General features: G+C 61.7%; 26 protein-coding genes. 21 read left to right on the forward strand and 5 right to left on the reverse strand.

What is annotated here, in order from left to right; all coding sequences use genetic code 11:
* Positions 1 to 65: 65 nt before the first annotated feature.
* Both FJY68_01050 and mnmG read right to left on the reverse strand, forming a co-directional pair.
* A complete protein-coding gene (locus FJY68_01050) occupies positions 66 to 746 on the reverse strand; it encodes an epoxyqueuosine reductase (GenBank protein ID MBM3330419.1) in 681 nt (226 codons plus the stop codon).
* Positions 743 to 2,695 carry a tRNA uridine-5-carboxymethylaminomethyl(34) synthesis enzyme MnmG gene (gene mnmG, locus FJY68_01055; protein MBM3330420.1) on the reverse strand — a complete coding sequence of 651 codons (1,953 nt, stop codon included), beginning with the start codon at positions 2,693 to 2,695 and terminating at the stop codon, positions 743 to 745. The genes FJY68_01050 and mnmG overlap by 4 nt, the downstream gene beginning before the upstream one ends.
* Before the next feature lie 90 nt (positions 2,696 to 2,785).
* Between mnmG and FJY68_01060 the strand changes: the two genes are divergently transcribed.
* Together FJY68_01060 and FJY68_01065 are read left to right on the forward strand one after the other, a co-directional pair.
* Positions 2,786 to 3,106, forward strand: coding sequence for a nucleotidyltransferase domain-containing protein (locus FJY68_01060; protein MBM3330421.1), 321 nt, complete (start codon positions 2,786 to 2,788; stop codon positions 3,104 to 3,106).
* A complete protein-coding gene (locus tag FJY68_01065; protein ID MBM3330422.1) occupies positions 3,103 to 3,498 on the forward strand; it encodes a HEPN domain-containing protein in 396 nt (131 codons plus the stop codon). Before FJY68_01060 ends, FJY68_01065 begins: the two co-directional genes overlap by 4 nt.
* Here the strand turns inward: FJY68_01065 and FJY68_01070 are convergent.
* Positions 3,401 to 3,568 carry a hypothetical protein gene (locus FJY68_01070; protein ID MBM3330423.1) on the reverse strand — a complete coding sequence of 56 codons (168 nt, stop codon included), beginning with the start codon at positions 3,566 to 3,568 and terminating at the stop codon, positions 3,401 to 3,403. The genes FJY68_01065 and FJY68_01070 overlap by 98 nt on opposite strands.
* Before the next feature lie 133 nt (positions 3,569 to 3,701).
* Here FJY68_01070 and FJY68_01075 point away from each other — a divergent pair, with 133 nt between their 5' ends.
* Together FJY68_01075 and FJY68_01080 are read left to right on the forward strand one after the other, a co-directional pair.
* A complete protein-coding gene (locus FJY68_01075; GenBank protein ID MBM3330424.1) occupies positions 3,702 to 3,980 on the forward strand; it encodes a nucleotidyltransferase domain-containing protein in 279 nt (92 codons plus the stop codon).
* Positions 3,964 to 4,386 (forward strand): hypothetical protein, encoded by a 423-nt coding sequence (locus tag FJY68_01080; protein MBM3330425.1) that lies wholly within the window; start codon positions 3,964 to 3,966, stop codon positions 4,384 to 4,386. The genes FJY68_01075 and FJY68_01080 overlap by 17 nt, the downstream gene beginning before the upstream one ends.
* On the opposite strand, the gene FJY68_01085 is transcribed toward FJY68_01080, so the two are convergent.
* A complete protein-coding gene (locus FJY68_01085) occupies positions 4,352 to 4,456 on the reverse strand; it encodes a hypothetical protein (GenBank protein ID MBM3330426.1) in 105 nt (34 codons plus the stop codon). The genes FJY68_01080 and FJY68_01085 overlap by 35 nt on opposite strands.
* 85 nt (positions 4,457 to 4,541) lie before the next feature.
* On the opposite strand from FJY68_01085, the gene FJY68_01090 reads away from it, so the two are divergent.
* The 17 genes from FJY68_01090 (at position 4,542) to FJY68_01170 (ending at position 21,621) form a co-directional block, all read left to right on the forward strand.
* Positions 4,542 to 5,390 (forward strand): hypothetical protein, encoded by an 849-nt coding sequence (locus FJY68_01090; GenBank protein MBM3330427.1) that lies wholly within the window; start codon positions 4,542 to 4,544, stop codon positions 5,388 to 5,390.
* Between the two features lie 20 nt (positions 5,391 to 5,410).
* Positions 5,411 to 6,484: a WG repeat-containing protein gene (locus tag FJY68_01095; GenBank protein ID MBM3330428.1), complete on the forward strand. Its 1,074-nt coding sequence runs from the start codon at positions 5,411 to 5,413 to the stop codon at positions 6,482 to 6,484.
* A 185-nt stretch (positions 6,485 to 6,669) separates the two neighbouring features.
* Complete coding sequence (locus FJY68_01100) at positions 6,670 to 7,587, forward strand: hypothetical protein (GenBank protein ID MBM3330429.1); 918 nt, start codon at positions 6,670 to 6,672, stop codon at positions 7,585 to 7,587.
* 307 nt (positions 7,588 to 7,894) lie between these two features.
* Positions 7,895 to 8,302, forward strand: a complete 408-nt coding sequence (locus tag FJY68_01105; protein MBM3330430.1) for a hypothetical protein — start codon at positions 7,895 to 7,897, stop codon at positions 8,300 to 8,302.
* Positions 8,303 to 8,328: 26 nt separating this feature from the next.
* Complete coding sequence (locus FJY68_01110) at positions 8,329 to 8,856, forward strand: hypothetical protein (protein MBM3330431.1); 528 nt, start codon at positions 8,329 to 8,331, stop codon at positions 8,854 to 8,856.
* 16 nt (positions 8,857 to 8,872) lie between these two features.
* Positions 8,873 to 9,493 carry a hypothetical protein gene (locus FJY68_01115; GenBank protein ID MBM3330432.1) on the forward strand — a complete coding sequence of 207 codons (621 nt, stop codon included), beginning with the start codon at positions 8,873 to 8,875 and terminating at the stop codon, positions 9,491 to 9,493.
* Positions 9,494 to 10,377: 884 nt separating this feature from the next.
* On the forward strand, positions 10,378 to 11,577 hold the full coding sequence (locus tag FJY68_01120; GenBank protein ID MBM3330433.1) for a TIM barrel protein: 1,200 nt from the start codon (positions 10,378 to 10,380) through the stop codon (positions 11,575 to 11,577).
* Complete coding sequence (locus tag FJY68_01125; protein MBM3330434.1) at positions 11,574 to 11,930, forward strand: four helix bundle protein; 357 nt, start codon at positions 11,574 to 11,576, stop codon at positions 11,928 to 11,930. Before FJY68_01120 ends, FJY68_01125 begins: the two co-directional genes overlap by 4 nt.
* A gap of 40 nt (positions 11,931 to 11,970) precedes the next feature.
* The gene (xylB, locus tag FJY68_01130; GenBank protein ID MBM3330435.1) at positions 11,971 to 13,491 is read left to right on the forward strand and encodes a xylulokinase; all 1,521 of its coding nucleotides are present in this window, start codon (positions 11,971 to 11,973) and stop codon (positions 13,489 to 13,491) included.
* 3 nt (positions 13,492 to 13,494) lie between these two features.
* Positions 13,495 to 14,955: a rhamnulokinase gene (locus FJY68_01135; protein MBM3330436.1), complete on the forward strand. Its 1,461-nt coding sequence runs from the start codon at positions 13,495 to 13,497 to the stop codon at positions 14,953 to 14,955.
* Positions 14,956 to 14,960: 5 nt separating this feature from the next.
* Positions 14,961 to 16,214: an L-rhamnose isomerase gene (locus tag FJY68_01140; protein ID MBM3330437.1), complete on the forward strand. Its 1,254-nt coding sequence runs from the start codon at positions 14,961 to 14,963 to the stop codon at positions 16,212 to 16,214.
* Between the two features lie 91 nt (positions 16,215 to 16,305).
* Positions 16,306 to 18,240 carry a hypothetical protein gene (locus FJY68_01145; protein ID MBM3330438.1) on the forward strand — a complete coding sequence of 645 codons (1,935 nt, stop codon included), beginning with the start codon at positions 16,306 to 16,308 and terminating at the stop codon, positions 18,238 to 18,240.
* A 264-nt stretch (positions 18,241 to 18,504) separates the two neighbouring features.
* Positions 18,505 to 18,828, forward strand: coding sequence for an RNA-binding protein (locus tag FJY68_01150; GenBank protein MBM3330439.1), 324 nt, complete (start codon positions 18,505 to 18,507; stop codon positions 18,826 to 18,828).
* 92 nt (positions 18,829 to 18,920) lie between these two features.
* Positions 18,921 to 19,448 carry a hypothetical protein gene (locus FJY68_01155; protein ID MBM3330440.1) on the forward strand — a complete coding sequence of 176 codons (528 nt, stop codon included), beginning with the start codon at positions 18,921 to 18,923 and terminating at the stop codon, positions 19,446 to 19,448.
* Positions 19,445 to 20,161 carry a JAB domain-containing protein gene (locus tag FJY68_01160; protein ID MBM3330441.1) on the forward strand — a complete coding sequence of 239 codons (717 nt, stop codon included), beginning with the start codon at positions 19,445 to 19,447 and terminating at the stop codon, positions 20,159 to 20,161. Before FJY68_01155 ends, FJY68_01160 begins: the two co-directional genes overlap by 4 nt.
* Before the next feature lie 36 nt (positions 20,162 to 20,197).
* A complete protein-coding gene (locus tag FJY68_01165) occupies positions 20,198 to 21,001 on the forward strand; it encodes a GTP cyclohydrolase I FolE2 (GenBank protein ID MBM3330442.1) in 804 nt (267 codons plus the stop codon).
* Positions 20,998 to 21,621: a hypothetical protein gene (locus tag FJY68_01170; protein ID MBM3330443.1), complete on the forward strand. Its 624-nt coding sequence runs from the start codon at positions 20,998 to 21,000 to the stop codon at positions 21,619 to 21,621. Before FJY68_01165 ends, FJY68_01170 begins: the two co-directional genes overlap by 4 nt.
* 27 nt (positions 21,622 to 21,648) lie before the next feature.
* On the opposite strand, the gene FJY68_01175 is transcribed toward FJY68_01170, so the two are convergent.
* Complete coding sequence (locus FJY68_01175) at positions 21,649 to 22,752, reverse strand: VCBS repeat-containing protein (GenBank protein ID MBM3330444.1); 1,104 nt, start codon at positions 22,750 to 22,752, stop codon at positions 21,649 to 21,651.
* Positions 22,753 to 22,803: the final 51 nt, after the last annotated feature.

Consider the following 22,803-nt stretch of genomic DNA (forward strand, 5'->3'; position numbering starts at 1 on the left):
ACGCTATACGCCTCACCTACGGCGCTCAACGCCAGATATCGGCTTCCGGCGTCGAACATCAAGCGTCATGCGTCACGCGTCCCGCCGCAGGCCCGGACACACAGCCCGCAGATGTACTGGCTGACGTAGCGTTTGCTCTGGAACTCCTTGAGCATTGCGAAGCAGTCCAGATGCTTGAACTCGGTCTGAGTCTCACCGATGGCCTTGGCAGGGCAGGCCGTGATACAGGCACGGCACGAGCCACAACCGTTCTCAAGCGGGTGGTCGGGTTCGAGATCGAGGTCAGTCAGGATCGTTACCAGTCTGACTTGCGAGCCGAACCGCGGGGTGACAAGCAGGTTGTTGCGGCCGAGCCAGCCTAGCCCGGCTCCGACAGCGACACGCTTGTGCGACAGATGGCCCCGTTGGTTCTGCCAGTCAACGAGCTGAGATGCGGCGACGGGCAGCGCCAATGCTCCCAGGCTTTCAATCAGCGCGGCGAGGTCCAGCCCGAGCCGGTCCAGCGCGAAGTTGACCTGTCGGTAGTGGTGCTCGTATAGCTGGTTTGGATGGTCTTCGAGCGTTCCGAGAACTGCCGGGGACAAGTGTAGCGCGATGCTGATGGCATTCGGCAGGTCCCGAGTCGTCTTCTCCGGCAGGAGGAAGTCGTCGGTCTTGATGTCATTGAGCCGGCAGACGCCGAAGCCAACCGCTCCCCGACTCTTGCACAGCTCCGCGAGTCCCTCTTTGGTCTCTTGTGGTATCACTTGGGTCCCTTCAGGTAGGCGAGGAGCGCGAACACGGCTGCCGGCGTGATGCCCGTCATGCGCTGCGCCATACCAACTGAGGCGGGCCGATTGCGGGCCAGTCTCTCTCGGACTTCGTTTGAAAGTCCGGGTACGCGACCGAAGTCGAGTCTCTCGGGGATCGCGATGGACTCCAGTTCTGCAAACTGACCGAGCTGGCGCTTCATCCGTTCGATGTAGCCCTCGTATTTCACCTCAAGCTCCACCAGTTCGACAACCTGGTTGCCGAACTGACCGCCATTCGCCATTTGGGCCAGGTCAGTCCATGTCACTTCGGGTCTGCGCAGGAGCTCAATGGCTGGGACCGATTCGGCAATCGGCGTTGTGCCGAGCGCCTTGAGTTTCCTGTTGGCTCTGGGCGTGGCCCTGATACGGGCCGAGGTGAGCCACTTCGTCGCCTCGTCACACTGGTGCTGTTTCTCCTGAATGCGGCTGTACTGCTTCCCCGTGAGCAGGCCGAGTTCGTATGCGCGCGGACCGAGGCGCAGGTCGGCGTTGTCTTCACGCAGGAGCAGGCGATACTCGACTCGGGCAGTGAACATCCGGTACGGCTCGTCCGTGCCCTTGGTGACGAGGTCGTCAATCATCACCCCGATGTACGAGTCGGCGCGGGTCAGAACGAGTGGCGGTTTCTCCAGCACGCGCAGCGCGGCATTGGCGCCCGCGACAAGCCCCTGGGCCGCGGCTTCCTCGTACCCGGTGGTGCCGTTTATCTGTCCGGCAAAGTAGAGATTGCGGATGGGGCGGGTTTCGAGTGTAGGGTAGAGCTGGGTCGGGTCAGAATAGTCGTGCTCGATGGCGTAACCCGGCCTGAGCATCCGGCAATCCTCAAGCCCTTTGATAGAATGGAGCATCCGAAGCTGCAGGTGGACCGGTAGGCTCGTCGAGATGCCGTTCGGGTAGCATTCGACCGTGTCCGTGCCTTCGGGTTCGATGAAGATGTGATGACGGTCGCGGTCAGAGAACTTCACGACCTTGTCCTCAATGGATGGGCAGTACCTGACGCCTTGCCCCTTGATGACGCCCGAGTAGAGCGGAGACTGCTTCAGGCCCGCACGGACGATGCGGTGCGTAGTCGGGTTCGTATAGGTGACGTAGCAGCTTGTCTGGTTCTGCGGTGGAGCGTCGGTCCAGTCCGAGAACGGAACCGGCGGCTCATCACCATCCTGCCGGATCATAGCCTTCAGGTCCAGCGACCGCATGTCCAGCCGCGCCGGTGTACCGGTCTTGAACCGACCGATACTGAATCCCAGTTCGCGCAGGTTCGCGCCCAGCCTCTGTGCCGGCGCCTCGCCCAGGCGGCCGGCCGGAAAGCTGGTGAGCCCGATATGGACGAGACCGTTCAGGAACGTGCCCGGCGCGAGCACGACTGTCTTCGCCCGCAACTGCTCTCCCAGCTCCGTCTCGACCCCCACGCACGTCCTGCCCTTCACCAATACTCTCGCCACCGTGCCTTGGTGCAAAAGAGGTCTGCCCGCCCCTTTGGTTCGGTTCGTCCTTCTGTGTGTCTCCGGCGCTCTGGATTCTGGACTCTCGTCTCTGAATTCTGGACTATCCTCTCCCGATGTCCCTTCCAGCAGTTGCTTGACCAACCTGCGATACAGCTGTCTATCCACCTGCGCCCGCGACGACCGCACCGCCCGTCCCTTGCTCGTGTTCAGTTGGCGGAAGTGGATGCCGGCTCTGTCAGTCAGTTGCCCCATCGCACCGCCCATGGCGTCCAGTTCGCGCACCAGTTGTCCCTTGCCGATGCCGCCGACCGCGGGGTTGCATGACATCAGGCCGATGGTGTCGAGGTTCTGGGTTACGAGCAGAGTCGAGCAGCCCATCCGGGCCGCGGCCAGCGTCGCCTCGACGCCGGCATGCCCGGCCCCGACTACTACCACGTCATACGTTTCCTGGTGCTTCAAGGTCGAGGTGATTCTAAGTGCTTGGGTGTCTGAGTCAACGCAGCCGCACGATATTGACTTTCTCTACCAGCAAGTTACAGTGACTGCGAGATGACGTCCAAAGTCGGACAGGTGCTTGCCGAACTCCGCGCTAGACTGCGAGAGCTGTACGGCGAACGGCTGGTGAGGCTTGTGCTGTTCGGCTCGCAGGCACGCGGCGACGCCCGGCCGGATTCAGACATAGACGTAGTGGTCGTGCTTCGAGGAGACGTCGATGTCGAGGTGGAGCGGCGGCGTGTGCTGCCGATCACGGCTGAGTTGTCGCTGGAGCACAATGTCGTAATCCTTTGCGTGTACCTGTCGGAGCGTCGCTTCGGTCAGGAACAGAGTCTGCTGCTCCGTAACGTTCGAACGGAAGGCATCGCGGTGTGAACGAACAGCAGAGAGCGCTGCTGGCGAAGGCGCGTGAGAGCCTGGACGTTGCCCGCGAGATTGACGCTCGCGGGAGCCATGGATTTGCCGCGTCGCGTGCCTACTACGCCATGTTCTACGTGGTCGAAGCGCTGCTGCTCGACGACGGGCTTGAGTATGGCAGTCACTCGGCGCTCATCGCTGCCTTCGGCGAGAGATTCCAGAAACCAGGTCGTGTCCCCGCGGGTTTCCATCGGATGTTGCTGGACGCGGCGGAATGTCGGCAACTCGGTGACTACGAGGTCAACGTTGAGGTCAGCGCAGGCATGGCGGGCGAGCAGATAGCGAACGCTCAGCGGTTCGTCGACCTCGCGCAGGGAATGCTCGGCTCGTCAACCGAGAACGCGCGCTAGAACGGGCCAGCGCCGCCTCGACGCCGGCATGCCCGGCCCCGACCACGATCACGTCATATGCCTGCTGCATCGTCCCGCTGATTCTAGATGTTCAGACATGCGAGTCAAACCGGCGACGGCGGAGACGCCCAAGGCCCCAAGTGTCTCCGGCGGCCTTCGCTTTGACTTGACTCCATGACGCAGTATGATGTCCGCAGCGAATCATGATAGCCAAGAAGGACCGAGACACGATTGCCGAGGTCGCACGCGAGTACGGCGCGGCCAAGGTCGTGCTGTTCGGCTCGGCAACCTCCGAAGACCGCGAACCAAACGACATCGACTTGGGCGTCAAGGGGATCGAGTCGAGGCTCTTCTTCCGGTTCTATGGCGAGTTGATGATGCGCCTATCCAAGCCCGTAGACGTCATTGATCTTTCGGTCCGTTCCCGATTCGTGGAGCTGGTCGAGCGCGACGGCGTTGTGCTATATGCCTCAACTTCGTGAGCGTCTACTGGCCGAAAAGGAGAACGTCGAGCTTGCGCTGACCAATCTCAGTTGTGCGATGGCGCGCACGGACCGGACAGTCGTGGAGTTGACGGCTGCGGCGAGCTTCATCAGCAGCGTCTACAACGGAATAGAGAACATGCTGAAGCAGATACTCGCAGACCGCTCAATTGACATACCAAAGTCCGGCATGTGGCATCAGGAGTTGCTCAAACGCTCCGTCGCTGCTGAGGTCGTTTCGCCCGAGCTGGCGCAGGAGCTCAAGGAGTACCTGGGCTTCCGTCACTTCTTTGTCCATGGCTACGGTTTCATGGTGACCGAGTCGCCTCTTCAGGACTTGGCTTCGCGGCTGCCCGACGTCTGGGCGCGGTTCATGTCCGAGATCGGCCACGCCCTGGGCGACTAGCCAGCGCCGCCTCGACGCCGGCATGTCCGGCCCCGACCACAATCACATCACACGTCTGCTCGCGCTTCATTGTCCCGCTGATTCTAGGTATTCACAGGCCTGAGTCAAACCGCCGCTCAGCTTGACTTTGGTGGGAGTCGGATGCACAATGCCACGTGGAGACACGTGAAGCCGCTACCGACCTCTGGAGGGAGAACGACTACACGATGGCCGCCGTTGCCTACTTTGACATGTTCGGCTTCTCTGTCTACCTGCGGAGGAGCGACACGAAGATCCGCGACGTGCTGACTTGGCTTGATGAGCTGGACCGAGAGACGGACGAGGGGCTCAAACGACGCCACTGCGCATCACAACTCAAGTCGGCTGTCTTCTCAGACTGCATGGTACGTGCTCTTCCGGTAGGTATCAGCGCGGCAACTTCTGTAGAAACGCTCCTGCTGGATGCTATCCGTGTTCAGAGGCGGTTGACTGCCACCGTGTGGACACGAAAGGACCAGGAGTTTCATCGGCCTGAGCTTCCGGTGCGAGGCGGCATCAATGTCGGGCAGCTCTACTGGGGCGGACGGCACGTCTTTGGAGAAGCGCTCGTGGAGGCCGTTGACCTTGAGAAGAAGATGGCGGTCTGGCCGCGCGTGGTCGTGGACCTCGACGTTGAGCTGGACCAGGTTGATGAGTGGAGGTACCCGCCGGGTTTCACCGACTTCTTCGCTTGTGGAATTGACGGGTTTCCGCTGCTTCTAGAAGACAACGGGGTCAGATATCTGAACTACCTCGCGCCTATACAGACGGAGTTTGGCGAGTGGAGTGACATGCAGTTCTACAACAAGTACCTGCGCGACCACAAGTCACTGATCCTCAAGTTCCGTGAATCCGTCCAGAGGTCCAGCCAGATGATGTGCATCGAGGGCTGGGCGGAGTATCACAACTCTGTCGTGCGACACCTCAAAGAAGACAGACATGCGTCGAGCTACTTGAGCAAGAAGGAGCTACTCGTCGATCTGTGAAAGAGGAAGGGAGCAAGCATATGAGGACTGCGTATCTGGCTGTGATAGCCGTGACAGCGCTGCTGGCGCTGCTTTCCTGCGACCAACAAGCCGAGCACGCCGGCCTATTCCCGGTGAGGGTCAGTGGGAAGTGGGGCTACATCGACAAGAGCGGCGCGATGGTCATCGACACCCTGTTTGATGAAGCGAGGGACTTCTCCGATGGCCTGGCGTTGGTACGCAAGGGCGGCAAGTATGACTACATAGACGTTACTGGCAAGCTGGTAACCGATCTGCAGTTCGAGAACTGCTACTACTCGGACTTTACTGACGGGCTAGCGGCCGTCATTGTGTCCGTCTCGGACAGCCTCCATCAGTCGCAAACATGTGGCTACATTGACAAGACGGGCAGCCTTGCCATCGACACTGTGTTCTTGTACGGCCACCCTTTCACTGAGGGTTATGCAGCGGTGCTTGTCGACCAGTCCCTGTGGAGGTGGGGGTACATAGACAAGACCGGCAGGTTCGTCATAGCCGCGCAGTTCAGTGGCGCGGAGTCCTTCTCCGAGGGGCTGGCTGCCGTACTCGTCGGCGGGTGGAGCGACGGCAGGTATGGCTTCATCGACAAGACAGGCAGGCTCGTCATCAACCCTCAGTTCAGCCAAGTTGGCGATTTCTCCGAGGGCTTCGCGCCGGTTTGCGTCGCCGTTGGCGACTCCTTCAAGTGGGGCTTTGTCGGCAAGACCGGAAAGCTAGTCATCGATCCGCAGTTCGGGTACGCGTTTCCTTTCTCTGAGGGCTTGGCCGCGGTGATTGTCGGCGACTACAATACGGGGAAGGGCGGTTTCATCGACAAGACGGGCAAGCTCGTCGTCAGCCCGCAGTTTGACTTCTATGGGAATGTCCCCGGTCCATACTCTGAGGGTCTCGCGGCAGTGATGGTCGGCGGACTATGGGGCTACATTGACCAAGCTGGAAGGTACGTGGTGAACCCTCAGTTCCTCGAAGCCCAGCCTTTTTCCGGTGGACTGGCGCGGGTCTGTACGGACTGGAGCGGGCCTACGCTCGGCTACATAGACAAGACGGGGAAGTACGTGTGGACGCCGACGAAGTAGGGCAAGATGGCTCCCAGCGCTAGTGCAGGCGGCGTCACTGGCTGAGATGGGCGGCCCAATGCATCCATGGTGCTCGCACCTGAGCGGAGTCTTCAACCGGTCGGTTATGGCTGAGGACCGTAGGCAGAAGCGCTGGACGTGAGTCTGTCGCTCCGAGACTTGAATGCCCTCGACGGACGCCAAGCATGAGCAAGGTGTTTGCGGAGACATCAACTCCGCCGGTTGCTGGTAAAGCCGTGTGCTGTGTCATTGGTCCAGTGGGCGACCCTGGCACGCCCGTCCGCCTGCGTGCCGACTTGGTCTTCGAGCGAATCTTCTCGCCTGCTGCGGATCATTGCGGGTTCTCCGCGTGGCGCGCGGACCGCAGCGTTCTCCCCGGTCGCATACCTGACGAAGTGCTCCACCACCTGTATGACGACCCCGTCGTGATAGCAGACCTGACGGGGAACAACGGCAGTGTGGCCTACGAACTTGCAGTCCGCGACTTCTACGGCAAGCCGACCGTTGCTGTCATCGACGAGGGACAGCGCATTCCGTTCTACCAGTCTCAAGTCCGCGTGATCAGGATCAGTCATCTGACTGAAGAGGCGATCGAGCGTAGCGTTGCCTCCGTCTCAGCATCGATTGGTGACGCAGTGCGTGCCGCTGTCGTGGCAGACAGCCCGTTCGCAGAGGCGGTCAGGCTGCGCGACACCCGGCTGAGCGGAGCCGAGGCCAAAGGCGTGTACCTCTATTGCGTAGACCTCGACCTTCATCGCCAGATTCGGGATTTTCTTGCAGGCCACGGGGTGGCGATTGTCGCGAGGGATGAGCGGCAGGGTCGATTGGGGGGCACTCCAGCGCTGATGCGTGAGATTTGCTGCCAGGCGGCCGCGGCCGTTGTCGTAATGCGCCGCGACGCGAGAGGTCAGCCGCTGTCTGACACTGACTACGTGCTGGGGGCGGCACAGGCAGCATTCGGCATGGACCGCGTGATCGCCATGCTGGAGGTGGGCGCAGGATGGCAGGGCCACCTCGCTGGGTACTGGCATGGCTTCCGCAGAGACCCGCTCGACCTCAGCAGCCTCAGGCTTCGCCTGCTGGAGATGGGACTGGTGAAGTGAGGCGGGCCATCCGGTCGCCCGCCGCTATCGTTCGTTCGTTAGCGACTCACCGCGCCGCTTCGACGCCGGCATGCCCGGCCCCGACGACAATCACATCATACGTCTGCTTGCGCTTCATGGACTCGCTGATTCTAGGAGTTCGCAGGCCTGATTCAGACCGCCGCGCGGCTTGACTTCTCGGAGAATCTGATTCACAATGCCGAGTGGCAAGATGCTACGCTTCTTCCGGCTGCTGGTCTGTGCCAGAGTCGGAAATGTGCGAATGGCGGGCATCCCACACTGCCGCAACCGTGGGAGGCGCCAGACGATGAGACGCGTATACAGATTGAACGGTGCACAGGTGGGAGTCCTCTGCGGAATCACGGCAGTAGTGTCATTCCTGATAATCTGGGGTGGTACCGGGTCTACGCAGTTCTACAAGTATCAGACTGAGGACGACGTGTGGACAGCAACCGTTCTCGCCAGCTCCGTCGGTGGCTTCAAGGGGTTGTGGGACTCGGGGACCCGCAACTACTGCACGTATCTCGACTGTAGCGACGGACAGACACGCAAGTTCTACCTCACGCGCTCCATCAACCATTACTTTCTGGATTCCGAGAAGCACCCTCTTGAACGAATCGCGCTTGTGGTCGTGCTGGTTGGAGTCATGCTCATCTACACGCTGGGATGGGCAGTCCAACGCAGACTGCGGGATGACTCAGTTGTTGCTAGGTGAAGCGTGTTATCAAGGAGGCAGTTCCTATGAAGTCACGTCACAGCGGCCCGGCTATTCTGGTGCTGGTTCTTGTATCGCTGGCGGGAGGGCAGAGCCTAACGGAGGTACTGACCGTGGAGGTCGAAGGACAGACCTATGGCGCGGCGTGGCTCGGTCCGGGTGCTTTTGGCGGCGTGACGGGCCTCGTCTCGACTGGGCAGACCAAGATATGGAAGGGATTTCGGGGCGGCCTGCCTGTATCCGAGGCCGAGTTCTACCGCACGGCTGGCTACAACGACATCGCGGAGAAGGCCGAGTCGAGAAAGGGCACAAGCGACTGCCTGACGTGGGGCGGACTCGGCACATGCATTGCAGGACTCGCATTGCTGGTCGTAGCCGCCGTCAAGGTGGGTGAATCGGGTGAGGGTCAGCCGGGCCTAGCTATCGCCGGAGTGGGCGGCGCTCTCGGAGGACTGACCGTGGAGTTGATAGGTGTCTCGATGCGGGGTCATCTGACGCCAGCCAGCTTCGCGGTCCGCGTCGCCGAGGAATACAACGATCGCCTCAGGCGGTAGGTAGGCTGGACTGGCAATGACCTCAGACACCGGGTACTGGCTCTGCAGTGCCGTCGCGCAGTCCTTTGCTGCCCTAACCGCGCTGACCGGCCTCTTCGCAGTGTACAAGCTGCAGACGCTTCGAGGGAACAAAGAGGGTATCCTCTATCGGTTCTTGATCGAACTCGAGAAGACCCGTGCAGAGCTCAACAGACTCGCGCAGGGTGTTGCGCGTCAGTGGATCGACTCGGTCCCCGATGCCGTTGTTCCCATCACGGGTGAGCACGGATGGAAACAAGTCGTGAAGTCCTACCGGGACGAGTATGAGGTCCGCCTCGGCGAGGTGGCTAGGGGATGCGGGCCGTCTAATGAGGAGCAGTGGGTCAGCAACAGGCGGGAGTTCTTCAGCGAGTTGATCCGGCAGCATGACAACACAACCAACCAGCAGAACGGCTGCAGCAAATGGGCGAAGGCAATGACGCTGGCTGACGGAATTATCACCTTGTTCTCGCTTGTCCTGATCCTGGGAGTGCCCTATCTTGGGTCTACGCTGCCCGTCAGCTTGGTCGTGCTGCTTGTTCTTGCGGGCTTCGCTCTCGGACTGACTCTCTTCGCGTGTGTGAAGATACTTGCCATCGGAGAGTTGACGGACTCGTGACCAGGTAGCCACCAGTTCCGCTGCTGCCCGACTTCACACGCTGCACGCAGCTCAGTTGCCAGTGGTCCGATTGCGCCCCGGATCTCTGGTGACACCCGGGCGGGCACCGCGCTTGGGGATGTTGTTCTCGGAGAGCGATGACCAATTCTGCGAGCCGGTGGAGGAGAGCCTGGTCGATGTGCGGTTGCTGGTGACCGTTCAGGTTTTCCGCCCAAGCGCAAGCTCAAGCACAAGCCGGGCAAGAGCCGCAAGCCTCAAGCCACAAGCTTCAAGCTATCCGGAAGGTCGTTCTCGTCGAGTGACGTCGGGCTCTGGAAAGCATCGAGCAAGCGACTCTCCCGACAGCTCTCCGAGTAGTCCTCCCAACTCCCCTCCGAATTGCCCGGCGGGCTGCTTTCCGGATTATCTGCTGAGCTACTCTCCGGACAAACTGCGGAGCAGTCCGCGGAACTGCCTTCCCCGCAGTTCGCCGAGGAGCTCGCCGAGTTCCTCTCCGGATAGCTCTCCGAGTAGCTGACCGAATAGCTGTCCGGGCAGTTCTCCAGATTTCCTTCCGGATAGCCTGCGGAGCAACCTGCCGGACTGCTTTCCGGGCAGCTTGCCGAACTGCCTCCCGAACAACCTGGGGGGCGGGGTAGGGGAGGAGAGTGAATGCCCAATAACCAATTACTAATGAAGAAGTTAGAACAACTCGGGACTTGCCTCCAGGAGGACATATAGGAAACTGGACGCGTGCGACCGGCCTCAAGTGAGGGGCCGGTTTCGATGCACGGACCAGGCTGTCAGGTCCGAGCGTCAGGACGCCGGCGAGGCGCGGTGCTTGCCAGCGGGGGAGAGGTGACTAGAATGAGCACTGGTACAAAGCCTCCTAAGGAGTCGTAACCATGCCTCTTCTTGATCTCCGGCCGCAAGCAGTGCGCAGGACGCCCGCACAAATGGTCGAACACCTGAAGTCATTCAACCTCGACCTGAAGTTCTCTGCCGGGATCTGGTTCTTCTCGCCGTCGGAAAGCCGGTTCCATAAGAAGCATGGGCCTGACCTCTCGATCGAGCAGCGGCTGGAGATTGCGCGGGGACTGAAGGAGTACGGTCTCGCCGGGCTGGAGGCGCACTACCCGAACGAGATCAACGAGGAGAATGAGAAGCTGTGGCGCGACTTCTGTGCCGACTCCGGCATGCGGCTGGTGACGGTTGTGCCGCTCCTATTCCGCAGTCCCAAGTTCGAGTTCGGTTCGCTCTCCAGCCCGTTGCCCGAAGCGCGCAAGGCAGCGATTGAAGTCACGCGGCGCGCGTTTGAGATGAACTGCCGGATGGATACCGATTTCTGCGTTGTCTGGCCCGGGATTGATGGGTATGAGAATCCGTTTGGCATGGACTTCGCCGCGATGCGCGACCGGTTCGCGGACGGCCTGGCCGAAGCTATGGACTGCGTGCCCGGGGTGCGGGTCGCGTTCGAGCCCAAGCCGTACGAGCCGCGCGGCCGAATCATCTTCGGTACGACGCCGGAGGGGCTGCTGCTCTGCCACATGGTAGAGGAGAGGCTGCAGAACCCGGAGAACCGGCGGCTCTTGGTCGAAGGCCATGCGCTCGTCGGGATGAATCCCGAGGTGGGGCATGCGCTGATGGCGTATGAAGACCTGCCGTACGCGTATAGCTGGCCACTATCCGAAGGCAGGCTCTGTCACATGCACCTGAACAGCCAACCGCTCGGCAACTTCGACCAGGACCTGAACGTGGGGACTGTGGCGCCGGAACAGATTGAAGCGCTGCTCTATGTGCTGAAGATGCACGGCTATCAAGGCTGGTTCGGCATCGACATCAATCCCGAGCGCATGCCGGTGGACATGGGCCTGCGCATCTCGATGGACGCGCTGCGCGCCGCCAATGACAGGATCACTGATCTTGACCACGAGTCAGTGGTCTTCGCAGTCAACCACCCGGACAAGGCGAGAGGGTGGCTTGAGGGATACCTCGTGCGCGCAAGGGCTCCACATCCGGAACGCCTGGCGCAGCTTCTACCCGTCGGGCCACAAGCCTCAAGCCACAAGCCGCAAGCTTCGGACCGGACGGGAGGATCGGAATGAGGAAGGTGGACGACTACGAAGTATTCAAGCGTGCACATCAACTGACTCTCGACATCTATCGGCTGACGAAGCGCTTTCCCAAGGACGAGCTGTACTGCCTCACCTCGCAGATGAGGCGCGCTGCATACTCGATACCCACCAACTTGAAGGAAGGCAGCACTGGGACCGAAACGGAGTTCTTTAGATACGTCCGAATCAGCCTGGGCAGCAAGGAGGAGCTTGCCTATCAGGTTCGGCTCGCCCGCGACCTGGGATACACCTCTGAGATAGACGCTAGGAAGCTGTCGTCAGAGATCAGCGAGATCGGCGGCATGCTGTTCGGTCTGCTCCGCAAGCGGGGGACCGGAGCTTGAAGCTTGAGGCTTGGGGCTTGAGGCCTCCGTTGCTTGCGCCATGAGCCTGCTACTGGGCATCGACATCGGCACTTCGGGATGCAAAGCCGTTCTGATTGCTGGGGACGGGAGTGTTCGCGCGGAGGCTACCACCGAGTATCCGATGGCGGTTCCGCGTCCCGGCTGGGCCGAGCAGAATCCTGAAGATTGGTGGCAAGCCACGATTGCCAGCATCAACCAGGTTCTGGCAAGCGCGAGAGGGGAGAGGGTTGTCGGAATCGGTCTCACCGGGCAGATGCACGGGCTTGTGCTCTTGGACGACGCCGGCAAGGTGCTGCGGCCATGCATCATGTGGAACGACCAGCGGACTGCTGCTCAATGCGCGGAGATTGAAGAGAAGGTCGGGCGGGCGAAGCTGATTGAGCTGGCTGGCAAGCCGGCCCTGACCGGGTTCACTGCGGGGAAGATACTCTGGGTACGCGAGTACGAGCCGGACATCTTCCGCCGCGCACGGCACGTTCTGTTGCCCAAGGACTATGTACGCTATCGACTCACCGGTGCACTTGCGATGGACGTTGCCGAGGGCTCGGGCACGCTACTCATGGATGTGCGTAGGCGGGCGTGGTCAGATGAACTCCTGATGTCACTCGACATTCCGCGCGAGTGGCTGCCTTCACTACACGAGTCTCACGAGGTCGTTGCCGCGGTCAGCGCCGCGGCCGCATCGGCCACCGGACTGCGAGCGGGAACGCCGGTCGTTGCCGGCGCGGGCGATCAAGCAGCACAGTCAATAGGTACCGGAATCGCGCGCGAGGGCGTCGTCTCCGTGACGATTGGGACTTCCGGAGTCGTGTTCGCGGCAACGAACCAGTACCGGTTCGACCCGACCGGAGAACTTCACGCCTATTGCCATGCGGTTCCTGATACGTGGCACCTGATGGGCGTTACGCTTTCTGCAGGCGGGAGCTTGCGCTGGTTCCGTGACACGCTCTGCGAGAGTGAGAGGGCTGAAGCGCAACGCACCGGCCGCGACGCATACGACATCATCACTGAGCTGGCTGGAACGGCGCAGGCCGGTTCGGATGGACTGCTTTTCCTGCCGTACCTGACGGGCGAAAGGACACCTCATGCTGACCCGAATGCACGCGGTGTGTTCTTCGGTCTGTCACTTCGGCATACCAGGGCGCATATGGCGCGGGCGGTGCTGGAGGGAGTGACGTTCTCGCTGCGCGAGTGCCTGGACCTGCTGTGCAACCTGGGGCAGAGTTGCCTGCGCGTGCGCGTGTCGGGCGGTGGCTCGCGTTCGGCGTTCTGGCGGCAGATGATGGCCGACGTGTTCGGTACTGAGATCGTACAAGTTAACGTGCCGCAGGGCGCCGCCTATGGCGCGGCCTTGCTGGCCGGCGTCGGAACAGGCGTCTATTCTAGTGAAGAGCAAGCCTGCGAGCGGACCGTGCATGAAACCGAGAGCACCAGGCCGGGGTCGAGCGCCGGCGCCTACACTGAAGCCTACGAGCGCTATCGCGCTCTCTATCCTGCGCTGGCTCCCGAATTCAAGCGTGCCGGGCGAGCCGAGGCCTGAACGATGATACGACCGCAACGGTTCCTCGCTTTCGACCTCGGGGCTGAGTCGGGACGGTCTATGATGGGAGAGCTGGATGACGGCAGGCTGGGTCTTCGCGATGTGAGCCGTTTCCCGAACCGTATGCTGGAGCTCAATGGACACTTGTTCTGGGATGTCTGGCATCTGCTGAGCGAGGTGAAGAGCGCGATGAAGGCCTGCGCCGAAGAGCAGCCCATCAGCATCGGCGTAGATACGTGGGGAGTTGACTTCGGTCTGCTCGCGCCCGATGGAACGCTTCTGGGCCTTCCCTACTCATACCGTGACAACAGGACTGCAGGTGCCATGTCGCTATTCCACAGACTTGTACCTAGGCAGCGAACGTTCGAGCTTACCGGGATCCAGTTCCTACCTATCAACACGCTGTACCAGCTGTACTCGATGAAGCGTGACAAGTCACCGCTACTCGACGTCGCTTTCAACTTGCTCTTCATGCCCGATCTGCTGGTCTACTTGCTCACAGGCCGCAAGGCTACCGAGTTCACAATCGCCACCACCTCGCAGCTATACAATCCCACAAAGCAGGCGTGGTCGGCCGAGTTGCTGAGGGCACTTGGACTGCCCAGGCCTTTCATGCAGGACATTGTACAGCCCGGGACCGAGATGGGACCGCTTGTGCCTTCAGTCGCATCCGAGGTCGGGCTCAAGACAACGCGCGTGGTAGCCACTGCGAGTCACGACACGGCCGCAGCAGTTGCGGCCGTTCCCGCTGAAGGCACCGGGTGGATGTTCATAAGCGCCGGGACTTGGTCGCTCGTAGGTGTCGAAACCGAAACACCAATTGCGACAAGCGCGGCTCTGCGCCACAACTTCACCAACGAGGGCGGCGTTGGCGGTCGCTTCCGATTCCTGAAGAATGTGACCGGGTTCTGGCTGCTGCAGCAACTTGTTAGGTCGTGGCGCGAGCCAGCCGAATACGGCGCGCTCGTTAAGGAGGCGGCAGAGGCGCAGCCGCTCGGTGTGGTGCTCGACCCCGATGCAGCCTGCTTGCGTGCTCCCGGGGATATGGGCACGGCCCTGGTCGAGTTCTGCCGTGGCACCGGGCAGCGGGCCCCTCGCACCCGGGCGGGCCAGGTGCGGGCGATTCTCGAAGGGCTGGCTCTGAAGTACCGGCGGGTCAGGGATGAACTGGAGCAGGTCACCGGGCGGAGATTGGACCGTGTTCACGTTGTCGGCGGCGGAGCCCGCAACTGGCTTCTATGCCAGATGACGGCCGACGCACTCGGGTTGCCCGTGTTTGCCGGTCCGGCTGAGGCCACGTCCGTCGGTAACATCATGGTTCAGGCAATGGCCGCCGGCCTTGTCTCATCGTTGGAGGAGATTCGTGCGGTCGTGCGTGAATCGTCTGCGGTCAGGCGGTTTCGGCCGAGGCCGTCGAAGGAATGGGATGCTGCGTACAAGCGGTTCAGCGGTATTGTGAGGTAGACGCCATGAAGGACAGCAGATTGGAGCAGGCTTTCGACCGGGCGAAGGAGCAGTACCAGGGCATCGGCATCGACGTCGAAACAGCGACGGAGATCCTGGGCCGCGTGCCGCTGTCGCTGCACTGCTGGCAGGGCGACGACGTGACCGGGTTCGAACACGAACGGGCTACGCTGGCCGGATCCGGCCTCGCCGTGACCGGTTCGTACCTGGGGCGGGCGCGCAACCCGACCGAGCTGCGGAAGGACATGGAGATAGCGTTCTCCCTGATTCCGGGCCGGCATCGCGTGAACCTGCACGCGATGTATGGTGAGTTCCCCGCCGGCATCGAACGGGACGCAATCGCCCCGGAGCACTACCTCGGCTGGCTCGCATGGGCGCGGGAGCGCGGGCTCGGGCTGGACTTCAACGCCACCCTCTTCGCGCACGCCAAGGCCGCATCCGGGTTCACTCTGAGCAGCACTGACGAGAGTGTGCGTCGGTTCTGGATAGAGCATGTCCGGCGCAGTCGCGAAGTCGGCGCGTTCCTCGGCCGCGAGCTGGGAAGTCCCTGCATCCACAACCTGTGGATTCCCGACGGCGCCAAGGACGCGGTCATCGACCGCTGGGAGCGCAGGAGCGCGCTTCGCAAGGCACTCGATGACGCGTTCGCGAAGTCTTACCCTCCGACCGAGCTGAAGGACTCGGTCGAGAGCAAGCTCTGGGGAGTCGGCAGTGAGACTTTCGTCGTCGGGTCGCACGAGTTCTACCTTGGCTACGCCTTGAGTCGCGGGCTCCTGCTCTGCCTGGACATGGGACACTTCCATCCCACCGAGTCGGTAGCGGACAAAGTGTCGGCCATCCTCCAGTTCTCCGGCGAGCTGCTGATTCACGTGAGCCGCGGCGTACGCTGGGATTCGGACCATGTCGTCGTGCTTGATGGCGGGTTGCAGGACGTCATGTCCGAGGTCGTGCGCACGGGAGCACTCGGCCGAGTTCACTTCGCCCTCGACTACTTCGATGCCGGGATGAACCGGGTCGCGGCCTGGGTCATCGGCGCGCGGGCCGCACTGAAGGCGCTGCTGGCGGCGCTGCTCGAACCTGTGGCACAACTGCGCGAACTGGACCAGACTGGAAGGCTGGCTTTGCTCGAACAGGCGAGGATGATGCCGCTCGGGGCAGTCTGGGACTACTGCTGCCTGCGAGCAGGCGTTCCTTTGGAACAGGATTGGATGGTTGACGTCAGGCGGTATGAGTCCGAGGTGCTGAGTGGCCGGCAGTGACAGGGCTCAGGCTAAAGCCCAAGCCCGCGCAGAGAAGGTTTCAAGCCGCAAGCCTCAAGCTTCAGGCTCAGGCACTGGACCACAAGACCACTTGGCCACTGGACCACTTCCCTCTCTTCTCTACCCCGATTCCCGGCCGTGGACGCGGTGGTGGTGGTTCAATGTCGAACTCCGCGAGGAGGATATCAGGGCACAACTCGAATGGGTGAAAGGGAACGGGTTCGGAGGAGTTGAGCTGGCGTTCATCTATCCTCTGCCCGGGCAGAAGCGCGGGCCGGACTTCCTGAGTCCGGAATGGTCGCGGAAGGTCGCGCACGCCAAGCGTTGCTGCGAGTCATTGGGTCTGGGTTGCGACTTCACGTTCGGTACCCTGTGGCCGTTCGGGGGAACCTTCGTATCTGAGGCCGACGCATCTCAGAGATACGACGGGCCGTCACCCCAGGAACTTGGGCGTTCCTGGGAGTTGCCCGAGGAAGGTAGAATACTCAATCACCTTGACCGACAGGCATTCGGCCGGTACGCAGAGCGGATGGGCGGCGCGCTCCGCGACGCACTCGACGGCACGAAGTCGGCGCTGTTCTGCGACTCATTTGAGGTGGAGACGGAAGGGCTATGGACACCCGGTTTCGACGATCGGTTCCGGGAGCTGTTCGGGTACGACGTACTGCCGTTCATGCAGAAGATCGACGAGCATCCCGACGTGCGCTACGACTATCGCAAGCTCATCGCCGACTACATTCTGCGTGAGTTCTACGAACCGTTCACTGAATGCAGCCACAGGCATTATTCATTCACCCGTGTGCAGTGTCATGGTGCGCCATGCGACCTGCTGGCCGCGTACGCGGCGTCGGACGTGCCCGAGTCGGAAGCTATCCTCTTTGATCCCGAGTTCAGCCGGATTCCGGCCTCTTCGGCCGCGCTGTCAGGCAGGCCGATCGTATCAGCCGAAGCGTTCACTTGCCTCTACGGTTGGGTTCCGTATCCCGGACCGGGGCAGCAACAGGGCGAGGAGCAGGTTGCCGACTTGAAACTGCTGGCGGACGCGCTGTTTGCCAACGGCGTGAACCACGTCTTCTGGCATGGGATGCCTTATCAGCAGCAAGCCCCAAGCCACAAGCCGCAAGCAGGAGCCAGGAAGGCGCAAGCCCAAGCTCAAGCGCAAGCAGTGCAGCGGAACTGGTTCTATGCGAGCGTGCATGTGGGGCCGGATAGCTCCTTTGCGGATGGGTTACTCGATTTCAATGCCTACATGGAGAGAGCCTGTGGAGCGATGAGGCTGGGACGACCCTATTCCGACGTGGCCGTGTATCTGCCGCTCGAAGACCAATGGATGAAGGGCGAGGTGCCAAAGGAACAGCAGAAGCCAAGCGCCAGGTATCATTGGGAGATGCACTGCCTGCGTCCGCCGGCGGAGTTGGCAGGACGGCAGCCGCTCTGGGTGTCGGCGTCATTCCTGGAGCGGGCATGGGTCGAGGATGGGGTGCTCCGGGTTGGAGACGCACGCTTCAGTCTTCTCTATGTTGACTGTGAGTGGGTTGACGGTGACGGCCTCCGCCAGGTGGCGCGTCTGGCAAAGGCCGGTTTGCCGGTGTGTCTCAAGCGGCTGCCCAAGAGGCCCGGCAGGGCTGTGGACAAGCGGGCGGGGAAGGAGTATCAGTCAACCCTGGAGGCGCTGACCAGAACCGACAACGTGAGCAGCGACCTGGGGAGTCTGACGCAGGAGCCACCGCTGTTGTCCGGCCGCGATGCACCCGACTTCTGGTGCAGGGCAGTTGACGACGAGTTGCTGTTCTTCTTCGGGCATCCGGCCTCGCGTGGTCTGACCTACCCGATGAAGCACGGACAGGCAGCTCAGGCGGGGCAGACCGGCAGAGACCTGAAGTTCAACCTCGGCGACAGCAGCCCGGCATTCGAACTATCTGTCGAGTTCGGGCAGTTTGAGTCCGTGCTGCTTCGCGCATCCCGAACGGGTCGAGTCGAACGCCTCGATCTCAACTACACGCCGTCCTTCCCGTTCACGGGCTGACCGAACCGGCATGCATCCGGACCCGGGCCCGGCCAGGATTCCGACACCTGCCCGTCATCGAACAAGGCCTCTTGACTCCCGGGAGGATGTTGCTACAATTATGTGTTGGTTGCCAAGGGGACCGGCAACCAACAAAGAGTAACCAGGTCCCAAGGTTGCTTGTGTAACGTCAGGTGTCTATGAGTCCAAGTCTGTGCTTAGTCCAGACCCGCCCGTAGCTCCCTTCAACGATTCTCAAGCGCAAACATACGGAGGTCCGTTATAATGGGTACGCGCATATTCGTAGGGAATCTTCCCTTCAGCGCAACCGAGACGCAGCTCAACGAGCTGTTCAGTCAGCATGGCGAAGTGACTTCGGTCAGCATCGTGAAGGACAAGTTCACGGACAGGTCACGGGGATTTGCGTTCGTCGAGATGACCGCTGCCGATGCAGCGACCGCGGCGATTGCAGCCCTCAACTCGTACCAGATGGAAGGCCGGCCGCTTACCGTCAACGTGGCGCGCGAGCGCACCGAAGGTTCGCGTCCGCCCCGCGGCAACGATCGTCGTTCGCCGCGTAGCGGCGGCTTCTCCGGCAACCGCTGGTAGAAGACAAGCGTAAGCTTGAGGGGCGGGCGCAAGCCCGCCCTTTGCTTTGCGGCCCGTTGACTTGCCGGGGCGCGTCTATATCATCACTGCCTATGAGTGAGCGATTCCCCCAGCTTGCCGGACTGAGTCGTGAAGATCTGGTCGGACTGATTGAGGATGCAGCGAGGAACTGGCTGGCGCACGACGGACTCTGGTTCCAGGCGGTCGAGCACGCCCACGGAATGGATGCCGCCATCAAGGCCGACACCGAGGCCTGGCGCGGCTTCACGGTCATTGAGGCGAAGCGTATCATGGAGCGGCACGGAATCGCTCCCGGCGGTGGCATTCCGGCGTTGGTCAAAGCACTGTCGTTGCGTCTCTATGCCTTCCTCAACAAGCAGGATGTGGTCGAGCAGAGCGAGAAACGGGTTGTGTTCCGGATGCTGGATTGCCGGGTTCAGTCGGCGCGCAAGAGGAAAGGCCTCGCCGATTTTCCCTGCAAGCCGGTCGGGCTGGTGGAGTACGAATGGTTCGCGAAGACGATTGACCCGAGGATCGAGACGCGCTGCATTTGCTGCCCGCCGGACGGGCACCCGGATGACGTTTGGTGTGCCTGGGAGTTCAGGCTCAAGGCGGAATGACGAAGGACGAAGTCCGAATGACGAATGACCGAAAGCAGACGATGCGCGACACGCCGGTGCACGAGCGGCCGAGGGAGAGGCTCGTGAAGGTCGGAGCTGCGAACCTCTCCGAGGTAGAACTGCTTTCCATCATCATCAGCCGCGGCACCAGGGGAATGCCTGTCCGGGACATCGCCCAACAGCTCGTGAACCAGTTCCACTCCGTGGCCGACGTCGGACGAGCGAGTGTTGAGGAACTAGTCCGGGTTCCGGGCATCGGCAAGGCCAAGGCGTGCCAGATAGTCGCCGCATTCGAACTGGCCCGACGCAGTGACGATACTCCCTGCGTCAAGGAACGGGCCGACCTGTCCGACCCGAAGGACGTAGCGAGGCGGGCGCGATTGAGCATCAGGGAATGGCGGAAAGAGTGTTTCCTGACTTTCTATGTCGACTCGCGGAACCGGCACATAGGTGATGCCGAGGTCTCGGTCGGCAGTCTCGATACTACGCTTGCCCATCCTCGTGAGGTCTTCGAACGGGCGATCCGGGCCGGGGCAGCGGGAGTCATCGTTGTCCATAACCATCCGTCCGGCGATCCGACGCCCTCCGACGACGATATCCGGCTCACTCGCCGTCTAACTGAGGCGGGGAAGATACTGGGCATCCGGTTGCTCGATCACGTGGTGCTCTCCCGGGACAGCCACTACAGTTTCCGCAGCCACGCGCTGGTGTGAGGATTGGGCAGGGGGGCTAGGGACTCGCGACCAGGGATGGACGATATCCGACGACAGCCGTCCGCTTGCAGCACGGCGATCGACAAGGTAGGGGTCAAGAACCTCAGCTACCCGATTGTGCTGCTGGACAAGGCGCACCGCAAGCAACATACGGTTGCCCGCATCAGCATGTACGTCGATCTGCCGCGAGAGCACCGCGGTACTTACATGGGGCGCTTCGTCGAAGTACTCAGTCGGTACCATCGAGAGATTGACCTCCATCGGGTGGGCGCGATCCTGCGCGACATGCGTAAGGAACTCGAGGCCGACTCGGCGCACCTGGAGATGGAGTTCCCCTACTTCGTCGAGAAGGCGGCGCCCGTCTCAAAGGCGCGCGGGTTGATGGACTACCGGTGCTGGGTCGTGGCCGAGCTGCGGGACCGGTTTCGCCTGCGGCTCGGGGTAGCGGTCCCGGTCGCGACGCTCTGTCCCTGTTCCAAGGAGATGGTAGAGACGGGTGCGCACAATCAGCGGGCGGAAATCCGCGTCGCGGTAGAGTTCCGGGAGTTCCTCTGGCTCGAGGACCTGATCGATCTGGTCGAGGACTGTGGTTCGAGCGAAGTCTACTCGCGGCTCGAGCGGGAAGACGAGAAACACCTGACGGCCCGGGCGCTTGAGAACCCGGCTTTCGTCGAGGACGTCGTCCGGAAGGTGGCGAAGCGGCTGGACGAGCATCCGCTCGTGACCGGCTACGAGGTCGCGGTAGAGAGCTTCGAATCCATCCATCATCACGATGCATATGCGTACATCTGCCGGCTCCCGGATGCAGTAGAAGGGGGCAGGACTGGAGGTGGACAATGAGAACACTGGTTGTGAACTGCTATCGCGACAAGGCTGAGGAGAAGATCAAGGGCTACGTCGCCCAGGCGGAACGCTTCTCCGAAGCTTTCGAGGTGCCGTGGGGAGTGCTGGAACCGGCGTACGACCTGGATATCTACTCGGCGGTGATCTTCTCCGGTTCCCAGTGGCTGCTCTCGGTCGAAGCCCCGCCGGCGCCGCTGGTCGAGTTCGTTCGTGACCTGAACGTACCCGCCCTCGGGATCTGCTTCGGTCACCAACTGTTCGCCCGAGCTTTCGGTACGCCGGTCTTGCCGGGCGACCTGATAGAGAGAAACGAGACCATCATCATCACCGAGCCGGGCCCGCTGTTTCACCATATGGGACCGGAGATGGAGTTCCTGGAGAGTCATCGCGAGTATGTCGTGCCTGAGCCGATTGAGCGGGCAGGTTGGCATGTCACGGCCCGGTCAGCATCGTGCCCGGTCGAGGCGATGCATCATCCGACCCGGCCGCTGTACGGTGTGCAGTTCCACCCGGAGCGTTCCGGGGTCAATGGCGAGCAGTTGTTCGACAACTTCTACAACCAGATTGTCATCCCGTTCGTCAAGGGGAAGTACCAGCATCCGCACGGCCGAACCTAGCGCCGGCGTTCGCCGGTTCGATTCAGGCTACAGCCGGTAGAACTCGAAGCTCGGACCGCGGTCGCGTGAGTACCTGAAACGCAGTGCCCCGGTTCCTTTGCCGTCGAGGTCAGTGAGGATGCCGCCACTCGGGCTGTACCAGTTGTGGTCGCTGTCCGACCAGAGCACGCGATGCTCGTACGCGGAGTCCCGCGAGAAGATGAAGTACTCCCCCTGCCACACGTAGTCCTGCTGGACCATGCCGCCCAGGACGGCAGTCACCCCGCTGACCCTAGCGAAGTCGCAGCCAACCGCTGAGTGCATGGGGTTGCTGTCTCTGACTTTCCGCTGAATCCTGCCGTCACGGACCACGAACTTCCCAATCTCGCGCAGGCCGCTGGGAGTCCAGTACATCTCATTGTAGGTACAGGCCCTGACATCGGACCTGCCTTCTTCCACCAGCAACACTGAATGCCCTGAATTCGATGGGTCGAGCACGCCCACCATCTTGTCAATTGGCGTCGCCCACGAAGGGCCTCCCAGCCCGAGCGCTCCATGGTCATTCCAGATCTGAGCGAGGTCCTTGCCAATCCAGCGGCAGACAGACAGCGTGACGGGATGATCGACCCCGTCGGGTTCGAACGCAGGAAGGCTCCGTACTCCAGCGAGCAGAACTTCGTTGATGGCATCGCGGTCCACATCACCGATGGAGACGTCAAAGCACCACCCGGGACGGCGACCCGAATCAGGCCTCAATGTCGCTTCAGCGGTCAGGGCGAACGTGCCTCTGACTAGTTCGTACTTCCGCAACGATCGGCTGCCGGCAACCACGATTTCGTCCAGCCCGTCGCTATCCACGTCTCCGGCAGTGACTATGCTGCCCGTGCTCAGCGGTGAACCGCCGTCCGGGGCTGCGATCGGCGCGGGCAGCGGTAGGCTGCATTGAGGCACAAAGCCTCCGTGCTGGAACGCGAAGGCCACGAGCATCCCGCCGCGCGAGGCCAGCAGGTGTTGACCGCCGGCAGAATCCAGCCGCGCGGCGAATCCAGTCTCGACCCCGGCGGGCAGCCTACCCGCGAAGGTCGGTGCGGGAAGTGACGCTTCAGTCGCGAACCCGAGCAGAACAAAGGCGAAGACCAGCAGAATCATCACGATCCAGTGTGCATCAGTACAGCCCGTTTGTCAAGTGTCCACGGTCGCGCA

This window comes from candidate division WOR-3 bacterium, from assembly GCA_016867815.1.
Lineage (GTDB): Bacteria > Hydrothermota > Tepidihabitantia > Tepidihabitantales > Tepidihabitantaceae > UBA2258.

Coding starts and splice junctions, on each gene's coding strand:
- FJY68_01060 (MBM3330421.1), top strand. CDS start 2,786: ATGACGTCCAAAGTCGGACAGGTGCTTGCCGAACTCCGCGCTAGACTG.
- FJY68_01070 (MBM3330423.1), bottom strand. CDS start 3,568: ATGCAGCAGGCATATGACGTGATCGTGGTCGGGGCCGGGCATGCCGGC.
- FJY68_01075 (MBM3330424.1), top strand. CDS start 3,702: ATGATAGCCAAGAAGGACCGAGACACGATTGCCGAGGTCGCACGCGAG.
- FJY68_01080 (MBM3330425.1), top strand. CDS start 3,964: ATGCCTCAACTTCGTGAGCGTCTACTGGCCGAAAAGGAGAACGTCGAG.
- FJY68_01085 (MBM3330426.1), bottom strand. CDS start 4,456: ATGAAGCGCGAGCAGACGTGTGATGTGATTGTGGTCGGGGCCGGACAT.
- FJY68_01095 (MBM3330428.1), top strand. CDS start 5,411: ATGAGGACTGCGTATCTGGCTGTGATAGCCGTGACAGCGCTGCTGGCG.
- FJY68_01100 (MBM3330429.1), top strand. CDS start 6,670: ATGAGCAAGGTGTTTGCGGAGACATCAACTCCGCCGGTTGCTGGTAAA.
- FJY68_01105 (MBM3330430.1), top strand. CDS start 7,895: ATGAGACGCGTATACAGATTGAACGGTGCACAGGTGGGAGTCCTCTGC.
- FJY68_01110 (MBM3330431.1), top strand. CDS start 8,329: ATGAAGTCACGTCACAGCGGCCCGGCTATTCTGGTGCTGGTTCTTGTA.
- FJY68_01115 (MBM3330432.1), top strand. CDS start 8,873: ATGACCTCAGACACCGGGTACTGGCTCTGCAGTGCCGTCGCGCAGTCC.
- FJY68_01120 (MBM3330433.1), top strand. CDS start 10,378: ATGCCTCTTCTTGATCTCCGGCCGCAAGCAGTGCGCAGGACGCCCGCA.
- FJY68_01125 (MBM3330434.1), top strand. CDS start 11,574: ATGAGGAAGGTGGACGACTACGAAGTATTCAAGCGTGCACATCAACTG.
- xylB (MBM3330435.1), top strand. CDS start 11,971: ATGAGCCTGCTACTGGGCATCGACATCGGCACTTCGGGATGCAAAGCC.
- FJY68_01135 (MBM3330436.1), top strand. CDS start 13,495: ATGATACGACCGCAACGGTTCCTCGCTTTCGACCTCGGGGCTGAGTCG.
- FJY68_01140 (MBM3330437.1), top strand. CDS start 14,961: ATGAAGGACAGCAGATTGGAGCAGGCTTTCGACCGGGCGAAGGAGCAG.
- FJY68_01150 (MBM3330439.1), top strand. CDS start 18,505: ATGGGTACGCGCATATTCGTAGGGAATCTTCCCTTCAGCGCAACCGAG.
- FJY68_01155 (MBM3330440.1), top strand. CDS start 18,921: ATGAGTGAGCGATTCCCCCAGCTTGCCGGACTGAGTCGTGAAGATCTG.
- FJY68_01160 (MBM3330441.1), top strand. CDS start 19,445: ATGACGAAGGACGAAGTCCGAATGACGAATGACCGAAAGCAGACGATG.
- FJY68_01165 (MBM3330442.1), top strand. CDS start 20,198: ATGGACGATATCCGACGACAGCCGTCCGCTTGCAGCACGGCGATCGAC.
- FJY68_01170 (MBM3330443.1), top strand. CDS start 20,998: ATGAGAACACTGGTTGTGAACTGCTATCGCGACAAGGCTGAGGAGAAG.